The sequence below is a fragment of the Gordonia metallireducens genome, assembly GCF_021245825.1.
Classification (GTDB): domain Bacteria; phylum Actinomycetota; class Actinomycetes; order Mycobacteriales; family Mycobacteriaceae; genus Gordonia; species Gordonia namibiensis.
This window is the reverse complement of record NZ_JAJQJP010000057.1, coordinates 214,055-238,227: the sequence shown is the minus strand read 5'-3', so window position 1 is coordinate 238,227 and position 24,173 is coordinate 214,055. Positions and strand designations below refer to the sequence as shown.

General features: G+C 67.9%; 25 protein-coding genes. 17 read left to right on the top strand and 8 right to left on the bottom strand.

All coding sequences use genetic code 11. The annotated features are described in order from the left end of the window. Positions 1-66: 66 nt before the first annotated feature. Positions 67-417 (bottom strand): HNH endonuclease, encoded by a 351-nt coding sequence (locus LQD00_RS22465; RefSeq protein WP_154882645.1) that lies wholly within the window; start codon positions 415-417, stop codon positions 67-69. Between the two features lie 108 nt (positions 418-525). Between LQD00_RS22465 and LQD00_RS22460 the strand changes: the two genes are divergently transcribed. The 4 genes from LQD00_RS22460 to LQD00_RS22445 all read left to right on the top strand — a co-directional run bounded on the left by LQD00_RS22460 (position 526) and on the right by LQD00_RS22445 (position 3,920). Beyond that, positions 526-1,359 carry a thymidylate synthase gene (locus LQD00_RS22460; RefSeq protein WP_232719480.1) on the top strand — a complete coding sequence of 278 codons (834 nt, stop codon included), beginning with the start codon at positions 526-528 and terminating at the stop codon, positions 1,357-1,359. Continuing rightward, entirely contained in the window at positions 1,356-1,862 is a 507-nt protein-coding gene (locus LQD00_RS22455; RefSeq protein WP_232719479.1) for a dihydrofolate reductase, read from the top strand. Before LQD00_RS22460 ends, LQD00_RS22455 begins: the two co-directional genes overlap by 4 nt. Then, entirely contained in the window at positions 1,862-3,088 is a 1,227-nt protein-coding gene (locus LQD00_RS22450) for a winged helix-turn-helix domain-containing protein (RefSeq protein ID WP_232719478.1), read from the top strand. Before LQD00_RS22455 ends, LQD00_RS22450 begins: the two co-directional genes overlap by 1 nt. Positions 3,089-3,152: 64 nt before the next feature. Further along, entirely contained in the window at positions 3,153-3,920 is a 768-nt protein-coding gene (locus LQD00_RS22445) for an HAD-IIB family hydrolase (protein WP_232719477.1), read from the top strand. Here LQD00_RS22445 and LQD00_RS22440 read toward each other — a convergent pair. Further along, positions 3,917-5,581 (bottom strand): alkaline phosphatase D family protein, encoded by a 1,665-nt coding sequence (locus LQD00_RS22440; RefSeq protein WP_232719476.1) that lies wholly within the window; start codon positions 5,579-5,581, stop codon positions 3,917-3,919. The genes LQD00_RS22445 and LQD00_RS22440 overlap by 4 nt on opposite strands. 104 nt (positions 5,582-5,685) lie before the next feature. Between LQD00_RS22440 and thyX the strand changes: the two genes are divergently transcribed. From thyX to LQD00_RS22410, 6 genes are all read left to right on the top strand, one after another. Next, entirely contained in the window at positions 5,686-6,438 is a 753-nt protein-coding gene (gene thyX, locus LQD00_RS22435; protein ID WP_232719475.1) for an FAD-dependent thymidylate synthase, read from the top strand. 38 nt (positions 6,439-6,476) lie between these two features. Continuing rightward, positions 6,477-7,382 (top strand): 4-hydroxy-tetrahydrodipicolinate synthase, encoded by a 906-nt coding sequence (gene dapA, locus LQD00_RS22430; protein ID WP_005197420.1) that lies wholly within the window; start codon positions 6,477-6,479, stop codon positions 7,380-7,382. Beyond that, positions 7,382-9,403: a ribonuclease J gene (locus LQD00_RS22425; protein ID WP_232719474.1), complete on the top strand. Its 2,022-nt coding sequence runs from the start codon at positions 7,382-7,384 to the stop codon at positions 9,401-9,403. The genes dapA and LQD00_RS22425 overlap by 1 nt, the downstream gene beginning before the upstream one ends. Before the next feature lie 20 nt (positions 9,404-9,423). Beyond that, complete coding sequence (locus tag LQD00_RS22420) at positions 9,424-10,056, top strand: TIGR03085 family metal-binding protein (RefSeq protein WP_232719473.1); 633 nt, start codon at positions 9,424-9,426, stop codon at positions 10,054-10,056. 97 nt (positions 10,057-10,153) lie between these two features. Continuing rightward, positions 10,154-13,180 (top strand): DNA translocase FtsK, encoded by a 3,027-nt coding sequence (locus tag LQD00_RS22415; RefSeq protein ID WP_232719472.1) that lies wholly within the window; start codon positions 10,154-10,156, stop codon positions 13,178-13,180. A 236-nt stretch (positions 13,181-13,416) separates the two neighbouring features. Further along, on the top strand, positions 13,417-14,406 hold the full coding sequence (locus LQD00_RS22410) for a TerC family protein (protein WP_232719471.1): 990 nt from the start codon (positions 13,417-13,419) through the stop codon (positions 14,404-14,406). A 15-nt stretch (positions 14,407-14,421) separates the two neighbouring features. On the opposite strand, the gene LQD00_RS22405 is transcribed toward LQD00_RS22410, so the two are convergent. Continuing rightward, positions 14,422-14,700: a YciI family protein gene (locus tag LQD00_RS22405; protein ID WP_232719470.1), complete on the bottom strand. Its 279-nt coding sequence runs from the start codon at positions 14,698-14,700 to the stop codon at positions 14,422-14,424. 4 nt (positions 14,701-14,704) lie between these two features. Then, the gene (locus tag LQD00_RS22400) at positions 14,705-15,280 is read right to left on the bottom strand and encodes an amino-acid N-acetyltransferase (RefSeq protein WP_232719469.1); all 576 of its coding nucleotides are present in this window, start codon (positions 15,278-15,280) and stop codon (positions 14,705-14,707) included. A gap of 170 nt (positions 15,281-15,450) precedes the next feature. Here LQD00_RS22400 and pgsA point away from each other — a divergent pair, with 170 nt between their 5' ends. From pgsA to LQD00_RS22365, 7 genes are all read left to right on the top strand, one after another. Beyond that, on the top strand, positions 15,451-16,161 hold the full coding sequence (gene pgsA / locus LQD00_RS22395; protein ID WP_232719468.1) for a CDP-diacylglycerol--glycerol-3-phosphate 3-phosphatidyltransferase: 711 nt from the start codon (positions 15,451-15,453) through the stop codon (positions 16,159-16,161). An 87-nt stretch (positions 16,162-16,248) separates the two neighbouring features. After that, the gene (locus LQD00_RS22390; protein WP_232719467.1) at positions 16,249-16,587 is read left to right on the top strand and encodes a helix-turn-helix domain-containing protein; all 339 of its coding nucleotides are present in this window, start codon (positions 16,249-16,251) and stop codon (positions 16,585-16,587) included. 110 nt (positions 16,588-16,697) lie between these two features. Continuing rightward, complete coding sequence (gene pspA / locus LQD00_RS22385; protein ID WP_232719466.1) at positions 16,698-17,519, top strand: phage shock protein PspA; 822 nt, start codon at positions 16,698-16,700, stop codon at positions 17,517-17,519. 10 nt (positions 17,520-17,529) lie between these two features. Continuing rightward, positions 17,530-18,723 (top strand): glycosyltransferase, encoded by a 1,194-nt coding sequence (locus LQD00_RS22380; protein ID WP_232719465.1) that lies wholly within the window; start codon positions 17,530-17,532, stop codon positions 18,721-18,723. Continuing rightward, a complete protein-coding gene (locus LQD00_RS22375) occupies positions 18,714-18,908 on the top strand; it encodes a DUF3046 domain-containing protein (RefSeq protein ID WP_075863294.1) in 195 nt (64 codons plus the stop codon). Before LQD00_RS22380 ends, LQD00_RS22375 begins: the two co-directional genes overlap by 10 nt. A 230-nt stretch (positions 18,909-19,138) precedes the next feature. Further along, positions 19,139-20,182, top strand: coding sequence for a recombinase RecA (gene recA, locus LQD00_RS22370; RefSeq protein WP_006866461.1), 1,044 nt, complete (start codon positions 19,139-19,141; stop codon positions 20,180-20,182). Positions 20,183-20,202: 20 nt separating this feature from the next. After that, positions 20,203-20,742 (top strand): regulatory protein RecX, encoded by a 540-nt coding sequence (locus tag LQD00_RS22365; RefSeq protein ID WP_232719464.1) that lies wholly within the window; start codon positions 20,203-20,205, stop codon positions 20,740-20,742. A 27-nt stretch (positions 20,743-20,769) separates the two neighbouring features. Here the strand turns inward: LQD00_RS22365 and LQD00_RS22360 are convergent, their stop codons facing one another. The 4 genes from LQD00_RS22360 to LQD00_RS22345 are packed head-to-tail and all read right to left on the bottom strand — an operon-like array spanning position 20,770 to position 24,096. After that, complete coding sequence (locus LQD00_RS22360; protein WP_006866459.1) at positions 20,770-21,648, bottom strand: amino acid ABC transporter permease; 879 nt, start codon at positions 21,646-21,648, stop codon at positions 20,770-20,772. Next, the gene (locus tag LQD00_RS22355) at positions 21,645-22,322 is read right to left on the bottom strand and encodes an amino acid ABC transporter permease (RefSeq protein ID WP_232719463.1); all 678 of its coding nucleotides are present in this window, start codon (positions 22,320-22,322) and stop codon (positions 21,645-21,647) included. Before LQD00_RS22355 ends, LQD00_RS22360 begins: the two co-directional genes overlap by 4 nt. Before the next feature lie 12 nt (positions 22,323-22,334). Next, the gene (locus LQD00_RS22350) at positions 22,335-23,366 is read right to left on the bottom strand and encodes a glutamate ABC transporter substrate-binding protein (RefSeq protein WP_232719462.1); all 1,032 of its coding nucleotides are present in this window, start codon (positions 23,364-23,366) and stop codon (positions 22,335-22,337) included. A 1-nt stretch (position 23,367) separates the two neighbouring features. Continuing rightward, complete coding sequence (locus LQD00_RS22345) at positions 23,368-24,096, bottom strand: amino acid ABC transporter ATP-binding protein (RefSeq protein WP_174310884.1); 729 nt, start codon at positions 24,094-24,096, stop codon at positions 23,368-23,370. Between the last annotated feature and the right edge of the window lie 77 nt (positions 24,097-24,173).

The window sequence follows — 24,173 nt, the reverse complement described above, 5'->3', positions numbered from 1 at the left end:
TCTTGCGCACCGAGATTACTGCTGATCAGGTGCGGCGTCCTGCCAATGGGACCCGCGGGCCGAGAACTACTCGACGTCGGCGAGGAGCTTGCTGACCTCGTACTGGCGCACCAGGAACGCCTTCTCGTCGAGCTTCTTGCGGCGCATCCAGGAGGTGACCTCGGAATTGCACTTGCTCGCATTGCACGAACCGCAGCACGGGACGACGTTCGTCACCGTGTAGCGGCCGCCGCGGGAGATGGCCAGCATGCAGTCGCGCTGAAGGGCGACACCGTCCGCGCCGCAGTAGGCGCACCCGCCCCAGGCCTCCTGAAGGGCGAGCCACTGGGTGTCGGTGAGGTCGTTGTCGCGGGAGGCGACGCGCTTACGACGCCGCTTGGCATAGCGGTTGGCACGGGTGGTGCTGCGAGTGGCCACGGGAGGAGGATACCCCCGAAGTCACAGGCGTCACTGCAGTCACAGAGGGGAGTGGCGACGTGTCGTGCGCCCGGCGACGCCCCGGGGGCTTTGCCTAGACTGGCCACCGTGAGCACGGCCATCCGCGACATCTCATCGACCGGGACGATCCCCACTCCGTACGAGGACCTGCTGCGCCTCGTGCTCGAGACGGGCACCCCGAAGGCGGATCGCACCGGGACGGGAACCAAGAGTGTCTTCGGTCATCAGCTGCGGTACGACCTCGCCGAGGGCTTCCCGCTGATCACCACCAAGAAGGTGCACCTCAAGTCGATCATCTACGAGCTCCTCTGGTTCCTGCGCGGCGACTCCAACGTCCGCTGGCTCCAGGAGCGCGGCGTGACCATCTGGGACGAGTGGGCCGACGAGAACGGCGACCTCGGACCCGTCTACGGCGTCCAGTGGCGCAGCTGGCCGACGCCGTCGGGAGAACAGATCGACCAGATCTCCGCGGCTCTCGAGACGTTGAAGACCAACCCCGACTCACGACGCAACATCGTGTCGGCGTGGAACGTGGGGGAGATCCCGCAGATGGCGCTGCCGCCGTGCCACGCGTTCTTCCAGTTCTACGTCGCCGACGGGAAACTGTCCTGTCAGCTGTACCAGCGCTCGGCCGACCTGTTCCTCGGCGTGCCGTTCAACATCGCGTCGTATGCGCTGCTGACGCACATGATGGCGCAGCAGGCGGGCCTCGAGGTCGGCGAGTTCGTGTGGACCGGCGGCGACTGCCACATCTACGACAACCACGTCGACCAGGTGACCCTGCAGCTCTCGCGCGAGCCGTATCCGTACCCGAAACTCGAACTGCGCAAGCGGGATTCGATCTTTGACTATGAGTTCGACGACATCGAGATCGTCGGTTACCAGTCGCATCCCGGGATCAAGGCGCCGGTGGCGGTGTGACCCGCCGGGTCCGGCTCGTCTGGGCGCAGGGTCGCGAGGTCGCCGGCAAAGGCCCCGCGATCGGTCGCGACAACACCATCCCGTGGCGCGTCCCCGAGGACATCGCCCGGTTCAAGGAGAAGACCCTCGGCAACCCCGTCGTCATGGGCCGCCGGACGTGGGACTCCCTGCCGCCGAGGTTCCGGCCGTTGCCGGGCCGCACCAACATCGTGGTCACCCGCAACCCGGAGTGGTCCGCCGACGGTGCGCTGACCGCGCGGGCGATCGACGAGGCGTTGAGCCTGGCCGACGGCGACACGGTGGGCGTCATCGGTGGAGGCGAGATCTACCGGCTCGCAATGCAGTACGCGACGGAACTCTGCGTGACCGAGATCGACGTCGACGTACCCGGAGCCGACGCGTTCGCGCCGGAGATCGGTCCCGAGTGGACCGTCGCCGACAAGGGGGAGTGGCGGACCTCCACCACCGGTACCGCCTACCGATTCGTCGACTACACGCGCTGATGGCACCGGAGCGTCTCTCCCCGGCCCAGGCGCGTCGAACCGCGCTCGCCGCACAGGGATTCGCCGACCGTGCACCGGCGGGCACCCCGACGATGGCCCACCTCAAACGGGTCGTCGGCCGGACGGGTCTGCTCCAGATGGATTCGGTCAACATCGTCGCGCGGGCCCATTTCATGCCGCTCTACAGCCGCCTCGGACCCTACGATCCCGACCTCCTGCATCGCGCCGCGTGGCAGCCGGTCCGGGGGAAGCGTCTGCTCGTCGAGTACTGGGCGCACGAGGCCGCGCTCATCCCGGTCGAGGACTGGCCGCTGTTCCGTTGGCGCATGGACGAGTTCGCCGACGGACGGTACCGGCACACGCGCGAGATCATGCGCCGCAACCGGAGCCTCGCCGAGGACGTCCGCAGCGTGATCGAGGAGATCGGTGCCGCGATGCCGCGGACCATCGAGGAGAGGCTCGGCATCGAACGCGAGCCGGGTACCGCCGGGAGCTGGTGGCAGCGCGGCGAGATCAAGCACCTGTGTGAGGCGATGTTCGCCGCCGGCGACCTGTCGGCGGTGCGCAACGGCAACTTCATGCGTCACTACGACCTCACCGAACGGGTCGTCGGCGCCGACGTCGCCGCGCGACGCCCGGATCGTGCGCAGGCGCACCGGGATCTCATCGCCCGGGCGGCTCGGTCCCTCGGCGTCGCGACCGTCGCCGACCTCGCCGACTATTACCGCCTCAAACCCGCCGACGCCCGCCCGGCCGTCGCCGACCTCGTGGACGCCGGTGTGGTGCACGAGGTCTCGGTCGAGGGATGGCGCGACCCCGCGTATCTCGCCGACGGTGCGCCGATGCCGCGACGCATCGACACCTCGGCGATCCTCTCGCCGTTCGACCCGCTCGTCTTCTTCCGGCCACGAGCCGAGCGCCTCTTCGACTTCCACTACCGCATCGAGATCTACGTCCCCGAGCACAAACGCGTCCACGGTTACTACGTGCTGCCCTACCTGCTGGGCACCGACATCGCCGCACGCGTCGACCTCAAGGCCGACCGCAGGTCCCGAACCCTGTTGGTACTCGGCGCCTTCTGTGAGTCCGGACACGATCGCGGCGTCGTCGCCGAGCGATTGGGCGCCGACCTGCGCACATTCGCGGGGTGGCTCGACCTCGACGACGTGTCGGTGGGCACGAAGGGTGACCTCGCGCGCGACCTCCGGGCCGTGATGGGATGCTGAGCATCGGGAGGCCGCGAACCAGCGGAACACACACCCGGGGACGATCAGAAGGAGAGAACCGACGATGACCGTGTCGTATGACGGCAACGACTACCGCTTGGTGATGTTCGACCTCGACGACACACTCGCACCCTCGAAGAGCCCGCTCGACGACCAGATGGTGGACCTGCTCCGCCGGATGCTCGACGTCAGCCTCGGGTGCATCATCTCCGGCGGCAACTTCACCCAGTTCTCCAAGCAGGTCCTCGCGCGTCTCGGCACCTTCGACTCGGTCGGCAACCTCCATCTGATGCCCACCTGCGGCACCCAGTACGTCCGCTGGTCGGGCAACGAGTGGGAGACCGTCTACGCCGAGTACCTCACCGACGACGAGAAGAAGCGCACCCTCGACGTCCTGGAGACCGGCGCCAAGGAACTCGGTATCTGGGAGAGCGAGACCTGGGGCGAGATCCTCGAGGACCGCGGCAGCCAGATCACCTTCAGCGCGCTCGGACAGAAGGCCCCGGTCGACGCGAAGGCCGCCTGGGACCCGGACGGCGCGAAGAAGGAGTCGCTGCGCGCCTACGCCGCCGAGCGGCTGCCCGACCTCGAGGTCCGCAGCGGCGGTTCGACGTCGGTCGACGTCACCAAGAAGGGCATCGACAAGGCGTACGGCGCGCTCAAGCTGATGGACATCCTCGGCCTGAGCACCTCGGACATCCTGTTCTTCGGTGACCGCCTCGACGAGGGCGGCAACGACTACCCGGTCAAGGCGCTCGGCATCACCTCGATCGCCGTGCACGGCTGGCCCGACACCCACGCCAAGCTGTCGGCGATCCTGGATCAGAACTAGACGGCGGGTCGCCCGACCGGCTCGACCCGCTGCGTACCGCTGCGCACCCGATAGGACTTCGCGTAGAACTGGCCCGACCTCGGGTCGATCTTGTTGTTCACGAAGTACCAGTCCATCTGAGTGGCGGCGGGGGTGACGGTGAGGACCGAGTACCCGTGCGCGTCCAGCTCGCAGAAACGCACGTGGTGGTTTGCCGTGCGGAACGCCGCCGACGCCGCGACGCCGGCGGTGTCCGGCGGCACGTTGAACATGTCGTCGACGTTGGTCGCCGTGACCGAGGTGCCGACGAGTTCGGTGGCGACGGTCCCGGCGCCGGGATAGTTCGCCACGTTGACCGGGACATCGCAGGCCCACGACGAGTGGATGTCGCCGGTCACGAACACGACGTTGTCGACGCGGTTGGTCCGGATCGAGTCGAGCAGACGCCGGCGGTCGGCGGCGTACCCGTCCCACTGATCGGCGTTGTAGGGGATTCCCTCCTTCGGGATCCCGAGCATCGAGGTGACCGCGCCGGTCGTCGCCGGATCGAGCGGCGGGATCAGCACCGGCGTGATCATCACCGGGTTGCCGACGATCTTCCAGCGGGTCTCCGACGATATGAGCCCGTTGGTGAGCCACGACATCTGCGCCTTGCCCATGATCGTGCGAGCCGGGTCGTCGATGCTCGCCGAGCGTGCGCTCACCTGCAGGTCGCGGTAGGAGCGTAGATCCAGCATCGACAGCTCGAGCAGGTTCCCGAACCGCAGCCGGCGGAACAGGTGTCGGCCCTGCGGGTCGACGCCGGGGCGGATGGGCATCCACTCGGAGTAGGCGCGCAGTGCGGCGGCGCGCCGGACCGGCCACGACCCCTCGTTGGGCTGATGGTTCTCCGCGCCGCCGCTCCAGGCGTCGTTGGCGGTCTCGTGGTCGTCCCAGACGGGGATGAACGGCAGCTTCCGGTGCAACGCGGCGAGGTCCGGGTCGGTCTTGTACTGGGCGTGACGCGTCCGGTAGTCGCGCAGCGTGACGACCTCGTGGCGTGGGTCGTGGACCCGGACTGTCCCGGTTTTCCCTGTGTAGCGGCCGGTTTGGTAGTCGTAGAAGTAGTCGCCGAGATGGAGTATCGCGTCGAGTCCGGGTTGGGCGGCGAGGTGACGGTAGGCCGAGAAGTAACCCGCCTCCCAGTTGGCGCAGGACACGACGCCGAAGCGGATCCGTGCGACGTCGGCGCTCGTGGCGGGAGCGGTGCGGGTGGTGCCGACCGGCGAGACGGCCCCGGCCGCCGGTCCCGACGTCACGGTGAACCGGTAGTGGTAGGTCGTCCGCGGACTCAGCCCGGGGGCGTCGACCTTGACGGTGAAGTCCTGCTCGGCCGACGTCTGCTCGACACCGGAACCGACGACCGTGCCGAAGCCCGGATCGCGCGCGATCTCCCAGCGCACCGAACACGGGTGTCCCACACCGGAACCCGGTGTCGACGGAGGGGACTGGGTGATGCGGGTCCACAGGATGACCGCGTCGGGCAGCGGATCGCCGGAGGCGACGCCGTGGGCGAAGACGTTCCGCGGGGCAGCGTTCGCCGGGCCGGATTCGGCGATGGTGGGCAACGTGAGGGCGGCGCCGGTGACGACCGCACCGGTTCGCAGGAAAGTCCGTCGGGTGGACTCATGCCGAGTGGACACATACGGACCTTACCCACCGCGGACCGCGACTTCAGGCCGAATCCGGGCCCGGTGGAGCGGTGGGGGACAATCAGGGCACACAAACGTCGAACGGAGGGGACTGCGTGTCCGAGTTGGTGCCGCTGAAGGTGCAGATGGTCGCCATGACCCAGTTCAACCCGCCCGAGGACGTGCCGTGGAGCACGGACGCCGAGGGTGGCGAGGCGCTCGTCGAGTTCGCGGGACGCGCCTGCTATCAGAGCTGGGACAAGCCCAACCCGCGCACCGCCACCAACGCCGGCTACCTCCGGCACATCCTCGAGGTCGGGCATCTGTCGCTCCTCGAACACGCCTCGGTGACCTTCTACATCTCCGGGATCTCGCGCTCGTGCACCCATGAGCTCATCCGCCACCGGCACTTCTCCTATTCGCAGCTCTCGCAGCGCTTCGTGCCCGAACACGACTCGAACGTGGTCGCGCCGCCCGCGATCGTCGGCGACGAGCACCTCGAAGAACTGTTCACCGCCGCCACCGACGCGAGCCGCGAGGCCTACACCGAGCTCCTCGACGCGCTGGAGGCGAAGTTCGCCGACGTGCCGAACGCGATCCTGCGCCGTAAGCAGGCACGCCAGGCCGCACGATCGGTGCTGCCGAACGCCACCGAGACCAAGATCGTCGTGACCGGCAACTACCGGGCATGGCGGCACTTCGTCGGCATGCGCGCCACCGAGCACGCCGACGTCGAGATCCGCCAGCTCGCCGTCGAATGCCTGCGGCAATTGATGCAGGTGGCGCCCACTGTTTTCGGCGATTTCGAGATCGGCACGCTCGCCGACGGCACCGAGGTCGCGACCTCACCGTTCGTGCTGGAAGGGTGAGACCCGTCACGGATACGGAGGCGGTAGCCTTTAGCACCATGAACGCAGTCCAGGAACCGCTGCACGAGCATCCCTTCGGGACGAACGTGGTGGCGATGGTGACCCCCTTCCGTCCCGACGGAAGTCTCGATCTGGACAAGGCCGCCGTCCTGGCCGACCACCTCGTGTCGAAGGGTTGTGACGGACTGGTCGTGTCCGGCACCACCGGCGAGTCGCCGACCACCACCGTCCCCGAGAAGCTCGACCTGCTGCGCGTCGTACTGGATGCCGTCGGCGACCGCGCCCGGATCACCCAGGGTGCCGGTAGCTACGACACCGCCGAGAGCGTGCGGTTCGCCATCGAATCTGAGAAGATCGGCGCCCACGGTCTGCTCGTGGTGACCCCGTACTACTCCAAGCCGCCGCAGGCCGGTCTGCTCGCGCACTTCCGGACCGTCGCCGACGCAACGGCACTTCCCGTGCTGCTCTACGACATCCCGCCGCGCTCGGTCGTGCCCATCGCGAACGAGACGATGCTGGCGCTCGCCGAGCACCCGAACATCCGCGGCGTCAAGGACGCCAAGGGCGACCTGCACTCGGCCGCCGGCCTCATCGCCACCACCAAGCTCGAATACCTCTCGGGTGAGGACGCACTCAACCTGCCGTGGCTGTCGATCGGTGCCACCGGCTTCGTCAGCGTGATCGGGCACCTGGTGCCGGATCGCCTGCGCGAGATGCAGATCGCGGTGGAGAAGGGCGACCTCGCCACGGCGCGGACCCTCAACACGTCGATGCTTCCGCTCGTCAACGCCATGGGACGCCTCGGAGGTGTCACGATGGTGAAGGCGGCGCTGCGCATTCTCGGACTCGAGGTGGGCGATCCGCGCCTGCCCCAGGTGCCCGCATCCGGGCCTCAGATCGAGGAGCTGATCGTGGATCTACGTGCGGCAGGTGTTCTCGCCTGATGACCGACAACACCGGCAGCGACACCAACGGTCCCGAAGCACGGACGCCACGCACCCGACGCCGCGCCGCCTCCCGGAAGGCCGGACCCCCCGTCACGCCGCCGGTGGAGGCCGTGCCGGTCGATCCGGTGCCGGCCACGACGGCGCCCGAGGCTCCCGTCGCCGGGCAGGGCGGGACCGCACCCAAGGCGGAGGCTGCACCGAAGGCGGAAGCGGCACCGAAGCATTCCGCCAAGCAGAAGTCCGGTTCGTCGTCCGGTGGTCGACGCGGCCGCCACGAACGTGGCGGCGACTCCCGCGGGGGCCGTCGGAACGAGCAGGCGACCCCGGCGCCCGTCGATCGTCTCGGTACCCCGCGCCGCCTGCCCAAGGGCGGGCTGCGGATCGTCGCGCTGGGCGGTATCGGCGAGATCGGCCGCAACATGACCGTCTTCGAGTACAACGGCCGTCTACTGATCGTCGACTGCGGCGTGCTGTTCCCCGAGGATCAGCAGCCCGGCGTCGACCTGATCCTCCCGGACTTCCGCTACATCGAAGACCGCATGGACGACGTGGACGCGGTGATCCTCACCCACGGCCACGAGGACCACATCGGCGCGATCCCGTTCCTGCTGCGGCTGCGCAGCGACATCCCCGTCGTCGGGTCGAAGTTCACGCTCGCCCTCGTCGACGCCAAGTGCCGGGAACACCGCCTGCGGCCGAAGCTCGTCGAGGTCACCGAGGGGGAGCGGACCACCCACGGTCCGTTCGACTGCGAGTACTTCGCGGTCAACCACTCGATCCCCGACGCCATCGCCGTGGCGATCCGTACCCCTGCCGGCGTCGTGCTGCACACCGGCGACATCAAACTCGATCAGCTGCCGCTCGACGGTCGCCTGACCGACCTCGCCGGCTTCAGCCGCCTCGGCGACGAGGGCGTGGACCTGTTCCTCGTCGACTCGACCAACGCCGAGGTCCCCGGCTTCGTCACCCCCGAGCGCGAGATCGGCGGGGTGCTCGACCAGGTGATCGGCAAGGCCAAGCAGCGCGTCATCGTCGCGTCCTTCGCCAGCCACGTGCACCGCATCCAGCAGATCATCGACGTCGCGCACACCCACAACCGCCGCGTCTGCTTCGTCGGCCGGTCGATGGTGCGGAACATGCAGATCGCGCAGGACCTCGGTTACCTGTCGATGCCCGACGGGGTGGTCGTCGACATCGACACCGCCGCAACGCTTCCCGATCACCGCGTGGTGCTGATCTCGACCGGCTCGCAGGGTGAGCCGCTGTCGGCGCTGTCGCGGATGGCACGCGGCGAGCACCGCCAGATCAACATCCGCGCCGACGACCTCGTCGTGCTGGCGTCCTCGCTGATCCCGGGTAACGAGAACTCGGTCTTCGCCGTGGTCAACGGCCTGGCCAAGCGCGGCGCCACCGTGATCACGCAGCAGAGCGCGAAGGTCCACGTGTCCGGTCACGCCTCGGCCGGCGAGCTGCTCTACCTGTACAACGCGGTGCGGCCGTCGAACGCGATGCCGGTGCACGGCGAATGGCGCCATCTCCGCGCGAACGCGGCGCTGGCGGTCGCGACCGGTGTGCCCGAGGACCGTGTGGTGCTGGCCGAGGACGGCGTCGTGGTCGACCTCGTCGACGGTCGCGCCGAGATCGTCGGACGCGTCCCGGTCGGTCACGTCTACGTCGACGGACTGTCCGTCGGCGACGTGGGTGAGTCGACCCTGTCCGAGCGCCTCGTGCTCGGCGAGGGCGGGTTCATCGCGATCACCGTCGCCATCGACGCCACGACAGGTCGCGCGGTCAGCTCGCCGGAGGTCTCCGGTCGCGGCTTCTCCGACGACCCGGATGCACTCAAGTCGGCCGCCGATCTGGTCAACCAGGTCCTCGACTCGCTGGCCGCCGAGGGTGTCAGCGACGCGCACCGCATCGCACAGGGAATCCGGCGCGCCGTGGGCCGTTGGGTCTCCGACACCTACCGCCGTCGCCCGATGATCGTGCCGACGGTGCTCGCGGTCGGCGCCGACTAGTTCTCGCTACTGTGGGCTGGGTGACCGGTGCACAGGAGGAACGAGCGGCTCTCGTCGAGACCATGAAGAAGGTGGGCCCGGACGCGCCCACCCTCTGTGAGGGCTGGACCACCCGCGATCTGTTGGCTCATCTCGTCGTCCGCGAACGACGCCCCGACACCGGGCCGGGAATCCTGATCCCGGCCTTCGCCGGGTACACCGAGAAGGTGCGGACCAAGGCCGCCCGGCGGGAGTTCGACGAGCTGCTCGACGACCTCGCGTCCGGACCGCCGGTCTACTCGCCGTTCAAACTCGTCGACCGGTTCGCCAACCTCGCCGAGATGTTCGTCCACCATGAGGACGTGCTGCGTGGGGGAGCGGACCCGGAGGGTGGCTGGACGCCGCGGATGCTGTCGCCCGAGCTCGAGGCCGAGCTGCGCACTCCGGTCACGTCGATGGCGAGGATGACGCTGAAGAAGATTCCCGCGCGCGTCACCCTGCGCACGACCGCCGGTGAGGACCTCGTCAGCGTCGGCTCCGGGAAGGACGCCGTCGTGACGGGATCGATCGGCGAACTCGTCCTGTTCGCGTTCGGACGCCGCCCCGTGGCGGTCACCTTCGACGGCGATCCGGATGCGATCGCCGCGGTTCGTGACAGTTCTCACGGCCTGTAGGCGTGTCGGCGATGCGGACGGGTAACAACTTCGACACGTCGCCGTTATCAGTGTTGCCCGTGTGACTGAAGTGAACACTGCCGACTAGTCTGTCGGTATGGCTTCGAAGGCAAGCACGGGTACGCGCACGTCCGCGTCGGGGGCGAGGACATCCGGCACACGGTCGGGTGGCAAGAGCACCGGACGGTCGACCGGGTCGGCCGCACGCTCGGGCGCGAGCCGGTCGGGCAAGAGCACCGCGAGCAGGGGCGGGGCGAGCAAGTCGACGACCCGCACCGGTTCCGCACGCTCCGGTGTGGGCAAGTCCGGGTCGTCGCGCGCGTCGAACCGTTCCACGGGCACCGGGTCCCGCACCAGGCAGTCCGCCACCGCGACGCCGCGTCGCCGGAACACCTCCGCGTCGGCAGAGTCGGTCGATCTGCACAGGCGTTCCGTGGCCGCCGCCGGTGCCTCCGCGGTGGGGAAGGGGATCGGCGCAGGCTGGTCGCTGTTCGCCCGCGGTGTCGGCAGCGCGGCTCGCGTGGGTTCCGGCGTCGGCCGTGGACCGCGCACCGAGTCGCGTCCGTTCGACGACGACGAATTCGACTTCGATGCCATCGACGCGGACGACGACCACGACGACCTGGACGCCGATGGTGCGCCCGGTCCGCGTGGCCAGGCCTCGCGCGGTCAGGGGCACAGTCATCGCCGGGACGGTGTGGCGCTCGGCCTGCTCGCGCTCGGTCTGCTGTTCGCGGCCAGTGTCTGGTTCGGGGCCGCCGGGCCCGTCGGCGCCTTCATCGAGGCGCTGATCCGCGCGATCGTCGGCTCCGCGGCGGTCGTCGTGCCGGTGGCGCTGGTCGTGATCGCGATCATGCTGATGCGACGCCCCCCGGCACCCGAACGTCGTGGTCGCTACCTCGGCGGTGGTGCCCTGGTCGTTCTGCCGTTGCTGGGCATCATGCATCTCATCGCCGGTTCACCGCTGGATCTGCCGGGCCGTTCGTCGGCGGCGGGTTTCGTCGGTTTCGCCATCGGCACGCCGCTCACCACGGGCGTCACCGCCTGGGTGTCGGTACCGATCCTGCTGCTGTGCATGGCTTTCGGTGTCCTGATCCTCAGCGGACGCACGGTGCGTGAGGTCGTCGACGCCGCCGCCGGATACCTCGGACTGGGGGTGCCCGGCGCCGACGCCGCGCCGTGGGAGAGCGACCTCGACTGGGACGCGGACGCGGAGGACTACGAGGATCCCGACTTCGGCGATCCCGCGGCCGAAGACGACGACGATGACGATGACGCCTTCGGCTCCCGCGCGACGCGTCGCTCGTACTCGTCGAACCCGTACGACAACTACCCGCCCGACGAGACCCCGTCGCGGCCGGTGAGCCGGTCGCGACGCAAGCCGGCCAAGGTCGCCGAGGAGCCGATCGAGGAAGCGGTCACCGAGAACTTCGCCGACGCCCACACCGAACCGTTCGGCGACAACGCCGCCGACGAGCAGATGACCGAGGTCATCGAGCCACCGGCCCGCCGGGCGACCGCGCGTCGTGCGACGTCGGCCGCACGCCCGGCTCCGAAGCCGGCACCCGAGCCCGAACCGGAGCCCGACCTCGACGACGAGGCATTCGCACCGTCGGAGCCGGCCGCCGAGGGCGACTACATCCTGCCGCCCCCGCACCTGCTGCTCGAAGGCGATCCGCCGAAGGCGGGCACCAGCGCCAACGACGAGATGATCGACCGGATGACCGGCGTCCTCGAACAGTTCAAGATCGACGCGGCGGTCACCGGCTACACCCGCGGGCCGACGGTCACCCGCTACGAGGTCGAACTCGGGCCCGGCGTGAAGGTCGAGAAGATCACCGCGCTGCAGCGGAACATCGCCTACGCCGCGGCGACCGACAACGTCCGCCTGCTCGCGCCGATCCCGGGCAAGTCCGCGGTCGGTATCGAGGTGCCCAACGCCGACCGGGAGATGGTCCGCCTGGCCGACGTCCTCAGCGCTCCCTCGACCCGGAAGGACAAGCATCCGCTCGTCATCGGTCTCGGCAAGGACATCGAGGGCGACTTCGTGAGTGCCAATCTGGCGAAGATGCCGCACCTGCTCGTCGCCGGTTCGACCGGTTCGGGCAAGTCGAGCTTCGTCAACTCGATGCTGGTGTCGCTGCTCAGCCGCGCCACCCCCGAGCAGGTCCGCATGATCCTCATCGACCCGAAGATGGTGGAGCTCACCCCGTACGAGGGCATCCCGCACCTGATCACCCCCATCATCACGCAGCCCAAGAAGGCTGCCGCCGCCCTCGCGTGGCTGGTGGAGGAGATGGAGCAGCGCTATCAGGACATGAAGGCCTCGCGGGTGCGTCACATCGACGACTTCAACGCGAAGGTGCGGTCCGGCGAGATCACCACCCCGCTGGGCAGCGAGCGCGTGTACAAGCCGTACCCGTACATCCTCGCCATCGTCGACGAGCTCGCCGACCTCATGATGACCGCCCCGCGCGACGTCGAAGAGGCGATCGTGCGCATCACCCAGAAGGCGCGCGCCGCCGGCATCCACCTCGTGCTCGCGACGCAGCGTCCGTCGGTCGACGTCGTCACCGGTCTGATCAAGACCAACGTGCCGTCGCGTCTGGCATTCGCCACGTCGTCGCTGACCGACTCGCGCGTCATCCTCGACCAGCCGGGCGCCGAGAAACTCATCGGCATGGGTGACGGGCTGTTCCTGCCGATGGGCTCCAACAAGCCGATCCGCATGCAGGGCGCCTACATCTCCGACGAGGAGATCGCGGCCGTCGTCGATTTCACCAAGGAGCAGGCCGAGCCGGAGTACACCGAGGGTGTCACCGCGGCGAAGGCCGGCGAGAAGAAGGACATCGACAGCGACATCGGCAACGACCTCGACGACCTGCTGCAGGCGATCGAGCTCGTCGTCTCCAGCCAGTTCGGTTCGACGTCGATGCTGCAGCGCAAGCTGCGCGTCGGCTTTGCCAAGGCCGGCCGTCTGATGGACCTCATGGAGACCCGCGGCGTCGTCGGGCCGAGCGAGGGTTCCAAGGCGCGCGAGGTGCTCGTCAAGCCCGAGGACCTCGCCGGGGTCATCGCCTCCATCACCGGCGGCGGCGGGGACGACGAGTCGGCCGAGGGATGAGAACAGGCGCGCTGAGAACCGTTGACCAGGGATCACGGCGGCCGCCCACCGGCATCCGGTAGGCTGGCCGCCAGATCCATGAGGGGAGTATCCCCGATGCGGCGTCTCCGTCAATACGGTGCCGATCCGCGGTGATGCCGATCATCACCGCCTCGGTGACCCGGAGCGTCGGCCCCCGATCTTCCGGTGGGAGAGACCTCTGGCTCGTCAGCTGAAGCTGCCTGCTGGAGGAAACTGTGGATGTCTCTGTATCCGTGTGGCTGATCACCGTTGCGGTGATCCTCGGATTGTTCGTGTTCGACTTCTTCTCGCACGTACGCGTGCCCCATGCGCCGTCACTGCGGGAATCCGCCGTCTGGTCGACGGTCTACATCTCGATCGCCGTCGTCTTCGGTGTGTTCGTGTGGTGGAAATGGGGCGGCACCTTCGGCGGGGAGTACTTCGCCGGCTACGTCACCGAGAAGGCGCTCTCGGTGGACAACCTGTTCGTGTTCGTCATCATCATGGCGCGCTTCGCCGTCCCGCCGGAGTATCAGCAGAAGGTGTTGCTGCTCGGCATCGTGATGGCGTTGGGCATGCGCGGGATCTTCATCGCCGTCGGCGCGGCCGCGATCAACACCTACAGCTGGGTGTTCTATGTGTTCGGCGCGTTCCTGATCTTCACCGCGGTCAAGCTGATCCGCGAGAGCGACGACCCCGTCGAACACGAGGAGGAACGGGAGAGCCGGCTCGAGCGGTTCGTCAAGCGCTTCCTTCGCACCCACGACGACTACGACGGTGACAAGCTGTTCACCCGCGTCAACGGTCGGCGGCTGGCGACCCCGATGCTGATGGTGCTCATCGTCATCGGTTTCACCGATGTGCTGTTCGCCCTCGACTCCATCCCTGCGATCTACGGCCTGACCTCGGAGCCGTACCTGGTGTTCACCGCCAACGCGTTCGCCCTGATGGGGCTGCGCCAGCTCTACTTCCTGCTCGGCGGGTTGCTCGACCGGCTCGTCTATCTCTCGGTCGGCCTGTCGATCATCCTCGCGTTCATCGGCACCAAACTGGTGCTGCACGCCCTGCACGAGAACACGCTGCCGTTCGTCAACGGCGGCGAGCACGTGAGCGTCCCGGAGATCTCGACACCGGTGTCGTTGTCGGTGATCATCGGTGTCCTCGTGATCACCACCGTCGCGAGCCTGGTGAAGAGCAGGTCAGGGGCCGAGAAGAACGAGGCGTAGTCCTGACCCGACCCGTCAGAACGGTCCGAAAACCTGGTTCCACTCGTCGATCCGCACGGCGTCGACGGCCTCGTGCGCCTGGAACGGGTCGTTGGCGAGGAACGCCTCGGCGGCCTCGAGGTCGGCCGCGCTGATGATGATCAGCGCGCCCGACCCGTCCGGGTACGGGCCGGCGACGAGCACGTTGCCCGCCTTGTTCTCCTCGCCGAGCCACTCCCGGTGCAGCGGCCGGTGCTGGTCGCGGAGTGCCGCCTTGGCCGGACGGTAGGTGTACTGGACGGCGAAATAGGGCATCTGCTCACTCCTGCTCGATGGTGGCCAGCATCCTGGTGTTCCCCAGGGTGTTGGGTTTGACGTAACTCAGGTCCAGGAACTCGGCGACACCGGTGTCGTAGGAACGGCACATCTCCTCGAACACCTCACGCGTGACCGGGGTGCCCTGGATTTCACTGAAACCGTGCTTGGCGAAGAAGCTCGTCTCGAAGGTCAGCACGAACACGCGGGACAGTTCGAGTTCGCGGGCGATCTCCATCAGCCGGCCGACGATCTTGTGACCGATCCCGCGCCCGGAGAACGTGGGGTCGACCGCGACCGTGCGCACCTCGCCGAGATCGGCCCACAGCACGTGGAGTGCCCCGCAGCCCACGACCTCCCCGTCGAGTTCGCCGACCCAGAATTCCTGCACCGACTCGTAGAGGGTCACGAGGTTCTTCTCCAGGAGGATCTTGCCCGCGTACTTGTCGATCAGTTCCTTGATGCGCGGCACGTCCGAGGTACGCGCGCGTCGCACCACGACAACGCCAGTAGTCGGTTCGGGCGCAACGGGATCCGCCGTGGACTCGGGTTCGGCGGGCTCCGGGGAGACGGGGGGCATGGGAAATCACCTTAGTCCTCCGGCCGGGCGCGCGTCCCCGGCGACATGGGGACTCGTGCCGCGCGCAACGGCCCGGTTCACCTCCTGTGCGACGCGGGCCGATACCCTGTGAGCGTGCGTATGAGAATTCCCGTGTATCGCGGAACACGTCCGCGCCCGGGGGTGTGCTCATGACCGATCGCATTCGGCGGGCCGTCGACGAAAAAGGTATCGCGAATGTGGGCCGCGGGCCGGACCACATCACCGATCCCGTCGACCCGGTCCCGGTGGTCAACATCGCGAACGCACTCACCGTCTTCCGGATCCTCTTGGTCCCGGTGTTCCTGGCGGCCCTGTTCATGGAGTCCGGTGAGTCCACGGTGTGGCGCACGGTCGCCACGGTCGTCTTCGCGGTCGCCGCTCTGACCGATCGGTACGACGGGCGCATCGCCCGGCGGCGCGGTCTGATCACCGACTTCGGCAAGATGGCCGACCCGATCGCCGACAAGGCCCTCATCGGCGGTGCGCTCGTCGGACTGTCGATCCTCGGCATCCTGCCGTGGTGGGTCACCGCGGTGATCATCGCGCGCGAAGTGTGGGTCACGGCGCTGCGCTTCTGGGTGCTGCGACACAAGGTGATCCCGGCCAGCCGCGGCGGGAAACTGAAGACCCTGCTGCAGGCCGTCGCCATCGGTCTGTACCTGGCGCCCCTCGGTGGGGGATGGCAGATCGCCGCCGGCATCCTCATGGGTCTCGCGGTGATCGTGACCATCTACACCGGGCTCGACTACACCTGGCAGGCGGTCAGGGTGCGCTCCGGCGGGTCCGCCACCGACGCCCCCGATCCGACCCCGGCGCCGCAGACGCGACGGGCCGTCGGAGGAACCGGCGCGGGCCGCTGAGTTCGACTACTGTCGGGGGAACCGCGGCCGGGGAACGATCCGGCCGCGTGAGGCGTTGGCTGAGGAGTGACAGGGAGAGGAGACTCGATGGCGATGCTCTTACGTGAGGCGCTCGGCGACAGCCTTCGTCGGGTCCGCACGCAGCAAGGTCGGACCCTGCGTGAGGTGTCCACCGGTGCACGCGTGAGTCTCGGTTACCTCTCCGAGGTCGAGCGCGGTCAGAAGGAGGCCTCGAGCGAACTGCTCGCGGCGATCTGTGACGCACTCGACGTGGAGATCGCCGACCTCCTCCTCGACGTCGGACACGCGATGCGTCCCGCCGAGACCGTGGCCCCCGAGGTCGCCGAGGCCGGCCTCACCGCGACCAAGGTGGTCATCCCCGCACCTGCCGGACGCCACGACGCGACCGCACTGGCCGCTGCCTGATACCCAGACCGTCCGAATGACCATTCGGCGTGCTGTGGCCCAAACGGGAACGCGCAGCCACTAGATTGGTCTGCACAGTTCTCAATCCCTTGAATGGAGTGACGTAGAGCATGGCGAACCCGTTCGTGAAGTTGTGGCGCTACCTGACGGCACTCGGTAACGCGAAGATCGACGAACACGCCGACCCGAAGGTCCAGATCCAGCAGGCGATCGAAGATGCTCAGCGTCAGCATCAGGCGCTGTCGCAGCAGGCCGCCTCGGTCATCGGCAACCAGCGACAGCTCGAGATGAAGCTCAACCGGCAGCTCGAGGACATCGAGCGCCTACAGGCCAACACCCGCCAGGCGCTGACGCTCGCCGATCAGGCCGCAGCCGCCGGGGACACCCAGAAGGCCACCGAGTACACGAACGCCGCCGAGGCCTTCGCAGCCCAGCTGGTGACCGCCGAGCAGAGCGTCGAAGACCTCAAGTCGCTGCACGACCAGTCGCTGCAGGCGGCGGATCAGGCGAAGAAGGCCGTCGAGCGTAACGCGATGGTTCTCCAGCAGAAGCTCGCCGAGCGCTCCAAGCTGCTCAGCCAGCTCGAGCAGGCGAAGATGCAGGAGCAGGTCAGCGCATCGCTCAACCAGATGAGCGAGCTGTCGGTGCCCGGCAACACGCCGAGCCTCGACCAGGTGCGCGACAAGATCGAGCGCCGCTACGCCAATGCCCTCGGCTCGGCCGAGCTGGCGAAGAACTCGGTCCAGGGCCGGATGCAGGAGGTCGAGCAGGCCGGTATCCAGATGGCCGGCCACTCGCGCCTCGAGCAGATCCGCGCCAGCATGCGCGGCGACGCCCTGCCGTCCGCCGGTGCCACCGCTCCGCCGCTGCAGAAGGGTCAGCCGGCTACGCAGGCCACCCCGCCGACCACCGAGCCGCCCGCGCAGAACTGATCCCCGGCGCGTGCATGTCGCACTTGTCGCGGGTTCTGATGCAGGACATGCCTTTCCGGCTTTCGCCCTCGCCGAGCAGTTCGTCTCGGCGGGGCACCGGGCCACGGTCTACACCGGACTGAACTGGTCGGATGCCGCGCGCCGTCGCGGTATCGACATCGCCGAACTCCCGGGCCTCGCGGCCACGGATGTCGACGACGACGCCGACGCCGGGGACAAGCTCAGCGCCCGTGCGGCGCGGATGGCGCAGTTGCTGGCGCCGGTGCTGTCCGAATCCGGCGCCGATGTCGTCGTCTCCGATGTCATCACCGTGTGCGGGGGTTGGGCTGCGCAGCTGAACGGCCTGCCGTGGATCGAGCTGTCGCCCCACCCGCTGTACCTGCCGTCCCGTGGACTACCGCCGATCGGTTCGGGCCTCGCACCGGGAACCGGTCTCCGCGGTCGCCTCCGGGACACGTTGATGCGTGCCGCGACGGCGACCTCCATCCGCAAGGGTGAACGGCAGCGTGCTGCCGCACGGGCGTCGATCGGTCTGCCCGCCGTGGACGACGGCCCGTCCGCGCGGTTCGTGGCCACGCTGCCCGGGCTCGAGGTGGCGCGCCCCGACTGGCCCGCCGACACCCACCTGATCGGCCCACTGCTGTGGGAGCCCACCGACGACCTCTTCACCCGCCCCGACGGCGACGAACCACTGGTGGTGCTCGCCCCGTCGACGGCCGAGACCGGTGCCGCCGACATGGTCGGCGTGGTGCTCGAGGCATTGTCCGAACGGGTACTGGGCCGTCGTGTCCGGGTGGTGGTCTCGGGCCTGCACCGGCCGTCGGCCGAGGACCTCGCCCGCTTCGGCGGGGACGGACCCGCCCCGATCACCGCGGGACTCGCACGACAGGACGAGGTGCTGGACCATGCCCGGGTGCTCATCTGCGGCTCCGGGCACGGGATTCTCGCCAAGGCGATGACCGCCGGGGTGCCGGTGGTCGCGGTTCCCGGCGGAGGGGACCAGTGGGAACTGGCCAACCGTCTGCAGCGTGCGGGCGCCGGCCGGTGGGTACGCCCGCTCACGGTCCCCGGCGTCGCCGAGGCCGTCCGCGCGGTCCTCGACGACCCCGGCCACACCCGCTGCGCCGAGCGGATCGGTGCCAGCGGCGCCGACACCGTGGATCCCGTCGCGGTGGCCGAACGTAGGGTGGGGCTGTGCGCCTGACCGAGTTCAACGAACTGATGACCACCGAATTCGGTGTGACCCGGGCGGATTCGATCCTCGTCGACCATGTACTCACCGAGTTCGCCGGCCGCACCGGTGCGCAGGCGATCGACGACGGCATCGACCCGCGCGACGTCTGGGTCGCCATCTGCCGCGACTTCGACGTGCCTCGTCAGCGGTGGTGACACGCCCCGCGTGTCACACTTGCCATCGAACACCTGTTCGTTCATTCTGGTGATCAGACGGAACCGTACGGACCGCCGCCGCGTCTGAGATACGGGATCGACGAGCAGCATCACCGACGCCGGGAGCGCCGGCAGGACTTGTCGGACCCACGCGATACCTTTCAGACATGAACGCCCGGACCGCACCGACCACCCGCCGGAAATCCGGCTCACAACCGAGGAGAACTCCCATGGCACCTGCGCCTCAAGACCGTGAGAAGGCCCTCGATCTGGCTCTCGCGCAGATCGACAAGAACTTCGGCAAGGGCTCGGTGATGCGCCTGGGCGAGGAGACCCGTCAGCCGATCGAGATCATCCCGACCGGTTCGATCGCACTCGACGTCGCCCTCGGTATCGGTGGTCTGCCCCGCGGCCGCGTCGTCGAGATCTACGGTCCGGAGTCCTCGGGTAAGACCACGGTGGCGTTGCACGCCGTGGCCAACGCCCAGGCCCAGGGTGGTATCGCCGCGTTCATCGACGCCGAGCACGCGCTCGACCCCGACTACGCCGCCAAGCTCGGTGTCGACACCGACGCCCTGCTCGTGTCGCAGCCCGACACCGGTGAGCAGGCGCTCGAGATCGCCGACATGCTGATCCGCTCCGGCGCACTCGACATCCTCGTCATCGACTCGGTGGCCGCACTCGTGCCCAAGGCCGAGATCGAGGGCGAGATGGGCGACAGCCACGTCGGTCTGCAGGCCCGCCTGATGAGTCAGGCGTTGCGCAAGATGACCTCCGCGCTGAACCAGTCGAAGACCACCGCGATCTTCATCAACCAGCTGCGCGAGAAGATCGGCGTGATGTTCGGTTCCCCCGAGACCACCACGGGCGGAAAGGCTCTCAAGTTCTACTCGTCGGTCCGTCTGGACGTCCGCCGTATCGAGACCCTCAAGGACGGCACCGACGCGGTCGGCAACCGTACCCGCGTGAAGGTCGTCAAGAACAAGGTCGCGCCGCCGTTCAAGCAGGCCGAGTTCGACATCCTCTACGGCCAGGGCATCAGCAAGGAGGGCTCGCTGATCGACATGGGTGTCGCGGAGGGCTTCATCCGCAAATCCGGCTCGTGGTTCACCTACGAGGGGGATCAGCTCGGCCAGGGCAAGGAGAACGCCCGCAAGTTCCTGCTCGAGAACGTCGACATCCGCGACGAGATCGAGAAGAAGATCAAGGAGAAGCTCGGCATCGGCGCCACCGTCGACGCCGACGACATCGCCCCGGCGCCGGTCGAATTCTGATCGGTCCCGCCTGATCCGATATGAACGAGGCATCAAGCCCCGAACGGACGGACCCCGAACGGACGCAGAAAAAGGGACCCAGCGCATGGGACTCCGCACTGCGGCTGCTCGGGGTCCGTGCGCGTTCACGACACGAAATGCGGGAGCGGTTGACCCGCAAGGGATACGACACCGACACCGTCGACGAGGTGATGGCGCGGCTCGACAAGCACCAGCTGCTCGACGACACCGACTTCGCCGCGGAATGGGTGCGTTCCCGTTCGCTGAACTCCGGTAAGGGACGCGTGGCGCTGCGCCACGAACTCCGCACCAAGGGCATCGCCGAGTCGATCATCGCCGAGACGCTCGCCGACATCGACCCCGACGACGAACGCGAGATCGCCGCCGGACTCGTCGAGCGGAAGCTGACACCGTCGGTCGTGGAACGCGTGCTCGCAGACCGTACCGAACGAGAGAAGACCCTGCGCCGGCTCGTCGGGTTCCTGGTGCGGCGCGGCTATTCGCAGTCGCTGGCCTTCGACGTGGTGGGGGAGGCGCTCGGCGCCTTGGATGACGCCTGACGCCTCCCCGTCACGGGATCGATCGGATCAGAGCAGGTTCTCCGACGCGGCCTGCTCGGCCTTTTCCGGGTTCGCGGGTTCGGTCGCCCGGCTTCCCTGACGCAGTCGTCGTTCGACGTAGGTCGCCAGGTTCGACAGTCCGAAGTTGATGAGGATCATGATGATCGCCACCACGATCAGCGCCGGGATGTAGTTGCCGTAGCGAGAGGCCGACAGCAGGCCGCTGCGTACGACCTCCGAGTAGCCGATGATGTAGCCCAGCGCGCTGTCCTTCAACGCCACCACCATCTGCGAGATCAGTGCCGGCATCATCGCGGTGATCGCCTGGGGGAGCAGCACGATCCGCATCATCTGGCTCTTCCGCAGACCCAGCGCCATCGACGCCTCGGTCTGGCCCTTCGGCAGCGAGTTGATGCCCGAGCGCAGGATCTCGGCCATCACCGACCCGTTGTAGAGGGTCAGGCCGGTGACCACCGCGGCGAACGCCAGCATCGACGACGGGAAGATGCCGTAGATGGCGAACAGGAACCAGGTGAACACCATCAGGATCAGCACCGGGATCGCGCGGAACACCTCGACGAACACGCCCGACACCGCACGCACCCAAAGGTGGTCCGACAACCGCCCGATGCCGAGGACGGCGCCGAGGATGAGCGACAGCACGATCGAGGCGGCTGCCGCGGCGAGGGTGCGCCACAGGCCGGGCAGGATGTAACCGGTCCAGGTGGACCAGGTGACGAACGGGCTCCACTTCTCGCCGGTGAACTGCTCGTTCGCGGCGAGTACGGAGATCACGTAGATCGCGACCGCGGCGAGGATCGCGATGAACAGGATCGCCGTCAGGCGGTTCCGGGTTCGTGCGCGCGGGCCGGGTGCGTCGTACAGGACAGTCGATTCGGCACTCATCGTTTCACCGCCAGTCGCTTGGCGAGGTAGCCGAAGACGGCTCCCTCGGTGAGGGTGATGATCATGAAGCCCACGGCGATCACGCCGAAGATCACGAACAGCTGGTCGGAGAAGGTCTCGATCTCGGTCTTCATCAGGGCCGCGGCCTCGGCGACGCCGATGACCGAGGCGACCGTGGTGTTCTTCGTCAGCGCGATGAGCACACTGCCCATCGGACCGATGACCGACCGGATTGCCTGGGGCAACACGATGATCCCGAACACCTGGGTGAACGGCATGCCCAACGACCGGGCCGCTTCGGCTTGCCCGAGGGGCACCGTGTTGAAGCCGGACCGGAGCGTCTCACAGACGAACGTCGACGTGTAGAGGACGAAGGCGAGCACCGCGAGCCAGAAGTTGTTGGACTTGATCGTCGGCGCGAAGGTCAGCCCCAGGTTCTGGTACAGGCCGATCGCGCAGAACAGCACGACGAGCGTCAACGGCGTGTTGCGGACGACGTTCACGTAGACGCTCGCGAAGCCGCGCATCACCGGGACGGGGGAGACCCGCATCGCGGCGAGGATCGTGCCCCAGATCAGCGAGCCGATCGCCGAAAAGAAGGTCAGTTGGATGGTCACCCAGAAGGCGGGCCACAGCTGGGGGCCCATGCTCTCCCACAGAGAGGCGTCATTCATCGATTACTCCTCTCACTCGAGTCCGGGCGGGCACGGCGTGGACGGTGAGTCGAGGAACTCGAGGTCACCGGGGTCCGGCAGATAGGGGAACTTGGAACCGGGTCGGTCCGCGCGGGCGATGATCTCGTCGACGTACTCGTTGCCGAGTGCCTCGCGGAGATCGGCGTTCCACGGCGACTCGACACCTTCGACCGGGGTCAGCATGGTGTCGAGGGCCTTGTTGATCGCATCGACTGCGGCCGTGTCGTTCAGGGCGACGCCGACGCCGTAGCGTTCGGTGGAGAACGGGCTGCCCGCCGTCTTCAGCGCATCCTTGACGCAGGCGTCCTTGAGGTAGGTCATCTCGACGAGCTTGAACTCGTCCTTCCAGAAGTTGGAGTAGCCGGCGAGGATCGCCTCGTCGGTCGTCAGCGCGTCGACCTTGCCTCGGCGGAGCGCCTCGACACAGGCCGAGTAGGAGTCGTACTCCTGCAGCTGCACCGTCGGAAGCTGTGCCTTCACGTTCTGCGCCGACGTCGAGCCGGTGACCGAACACAGTTTTTTGCCGTTGTCGAGGTCGGCCAGCTCGGAGATCGAGTTGTCGTCGGCTCGAACCATGAGGCCCTGATAGGTCTGCAGGTAGGGGCCGCCGAACGAGACCTTCTTGGAACGGCTGGCGTTGATCGAGTAGGTGGCGGCGATCAGGTCGACCTCGCCGTTGTCGATCATCGCCTCGCGGCGGGCCGACGGCGTCTCGCGCCAGGTGATCTCCGGGTGGTCGACGCCGAGGTCGTCGGCGATGGCGTTGACCACGTAGGTGGCGACCGACGCGTCGAAGCCGGTGACGTTGCCGTCCGGCTCGTACAGGCCGAGGCCGGGCTGGTCGAACTTGACGCCGAGGATCACCGATCCCTCACGGATCGAGCTCAGCAGGTTGCGGGGTTCGGTGCTGCCGCAGCCCGACAGGAGTCCGGCGAGCAGCGCGACGACGGCGACGACCAGTCCGGCGCGGCGCCATCGGGACGCCTGTGGGCGCGTGTGGTGTGTTTCCTGACTCATCCGCATCTCAGTGCCCCAGGATCTTGCCGAGGAAGTCGCGTGCTCGGTCGGTCTTGGGGTCGGTGAAGAAGGTGTCGGGTTCGGCGTCCTCGATGATCGCGCCGTCGGCCATGAAGATCACCCGGTCGGCGGCCTTGCGGGCGAAGCCCATCTCGTGGGTGACCACGAGCATCGTCATGCCCTCCTTGGCCAGGGAGACCATGACGTCGAGGACCTCGTTGACCATCTCGGGGTCGAGTGCGGAGGTCGGCTCGTCGAAGAGCATGACCTTCGGGTCCATGGCGAGGGAGCGGGCGATGGCGACGCGCTGCTGCTGGCCGCCGGACAACTGGGCGGGGTACTTGTCCTTCTGGCTGGCGATGCCGACCCGCTCTAGGAGTTCCAGCGCGCGCTTGTTGGCCTCGGCCTTGGACTTCTTGCGTACCTTCGTGGGGGCGAGGGTGACGTTCTCGAGGATCGTCTTGTGGGAGAAGAGATTGAAGGACTGGAACACCATCCCGACGTCGGCGCGCAGGCGTGCGAGGTCCTTGCCCTCGGCGGGCAGGAGCTGACCCTCGACACGGATTTCGCCCTCGTCGATCGGTTCGAGGCGGTTGATGGTCCGGCAGAGGGTGGACTTGCCCGATCCGGACGGACCGAGGACCACGACCACCTGTCCGGCGGGAACCTCGAAGTCGATGTCCTTGAGGACGTGCAGCGAACCGAAGTGCTTCTGCACCCCGCGCATCGCGATCATCGGCTGGGACCCGGGGTCCGCGGACTTGCTCGGCGAAACGGTCATTCTCGAACCCTAACCAAATTCGTGCCGATCAG

Bases quoted from the DNA above. Each gene is read 5' to 3' on its own strand.
- LQD00_RS22450 (WP_232719478.1), top strand. From the start codon at position 1,862: ATGGCACCGGAGCGTCTCTCCCCGGCCCAGGCGCGTCGAACCGCGCTC.
- LQD00_RS22445 (WP_232719477.1), top strand. From the start codon at position 3,153: ATGACCGTGTCGTATGACGGCAACGACTACCGCTTGGTGATGTTCGAC.
- dapA (WP_005197420.1), top strand. From the start codon at position 6,477: ATGAACGCAGTCCAGGAACCGCTGCACGAGCATCCCTTCGGGACGAAC.
- LQD00_RS22425 (WP_232719474.1), top strand. From the start codon at position 7,382: ATGACCGACAACACCGGCAGCGACACCAACGGTCCCGAAGCACGGACG.
- LQD00_RS22415 (WP_232719472.1), top strand. From the start codon at position 10,154: ATGGCTTCGAAGGCAAGCACGGGTACGCGCACGTCCGCGTCGGGGGCG.
- LQD00_RS22405 (WP_232719470.1), bottom strand. From the start codon at position 14,700: ATGCCCTATTTCGCCGTCCAGTACACCTACCGTCCGGCCAAGGCGGCA.
- LQD00_RS22400 (WP_232719469.1), bottom strand. From the start codon at position 15,280: ATGCCCCCCGTCTCCCCGGAGCCCGCCGAACCCGAGTCCACGGCGGAT.
- pgsA (WP_232719468.1), top strand. From the start codon at position 15,451: ATGACCGATCGCATTCGGCGGGCCGTCGACGAAAAAGGTATCGCGAAT.
- LQD00_RS22390 (WP_232719467.1), top strand. From the start codon at position 16,249: ATGGCGATGCTCTTACGTGAGGCGCTCGGCGACAGCCTTCGTCGGGTC.
- pspA (WP_232719466.1), top strand. From the start codon at position 16,698: ATGGCGAACCCGTTCGTGAAGTTGTGGCGCTACCTGACGGCACTCGGT.
- recA (WP_006866461.1), top strand. From the start codon at position 19,139: ATGGCACCTGCGCCTCAAGACCGTGAGAAGGCCCTCGATCTGGCTCTC.
- LQD00_RS22365 (WP_232719464.1), top strand. From the start codon at position 20,203: ATGAACGAGGCATCAAGCCCCGAACGGACGGACCCCGAACGGACGCAG.
- LQD00_RS22360 (WP_006866459.1), bottom strand. From the start codon at position 21,648: ATGAGTGCCGAATCGACTGTCCTGTACGACGCACCCGGCCCGCGCGCA.
- LQD00_RS22355 (WP_232719463.1), bottom strand. From the start codon at position 22,322: ATGAATGACGCCTCTCTGTGGGAGAGCATGGGCCCCCAGCTGTGGCCC.
- LQD00_RS22350 (WP_232719462.1), bottom strand. From the start codon at position 23,366: ATGCGGATGAGTCAGGAAACACACCACACGCGCCCACAGGCGTCCCGA.
- LQD00_RS22345 (WP_174310884.1), bottom strand. From the start codon at position 24,096: ATGATCGCGATGCGCGGGGTGCAGAAGCACTTCGGTTCGCTGCACGTC.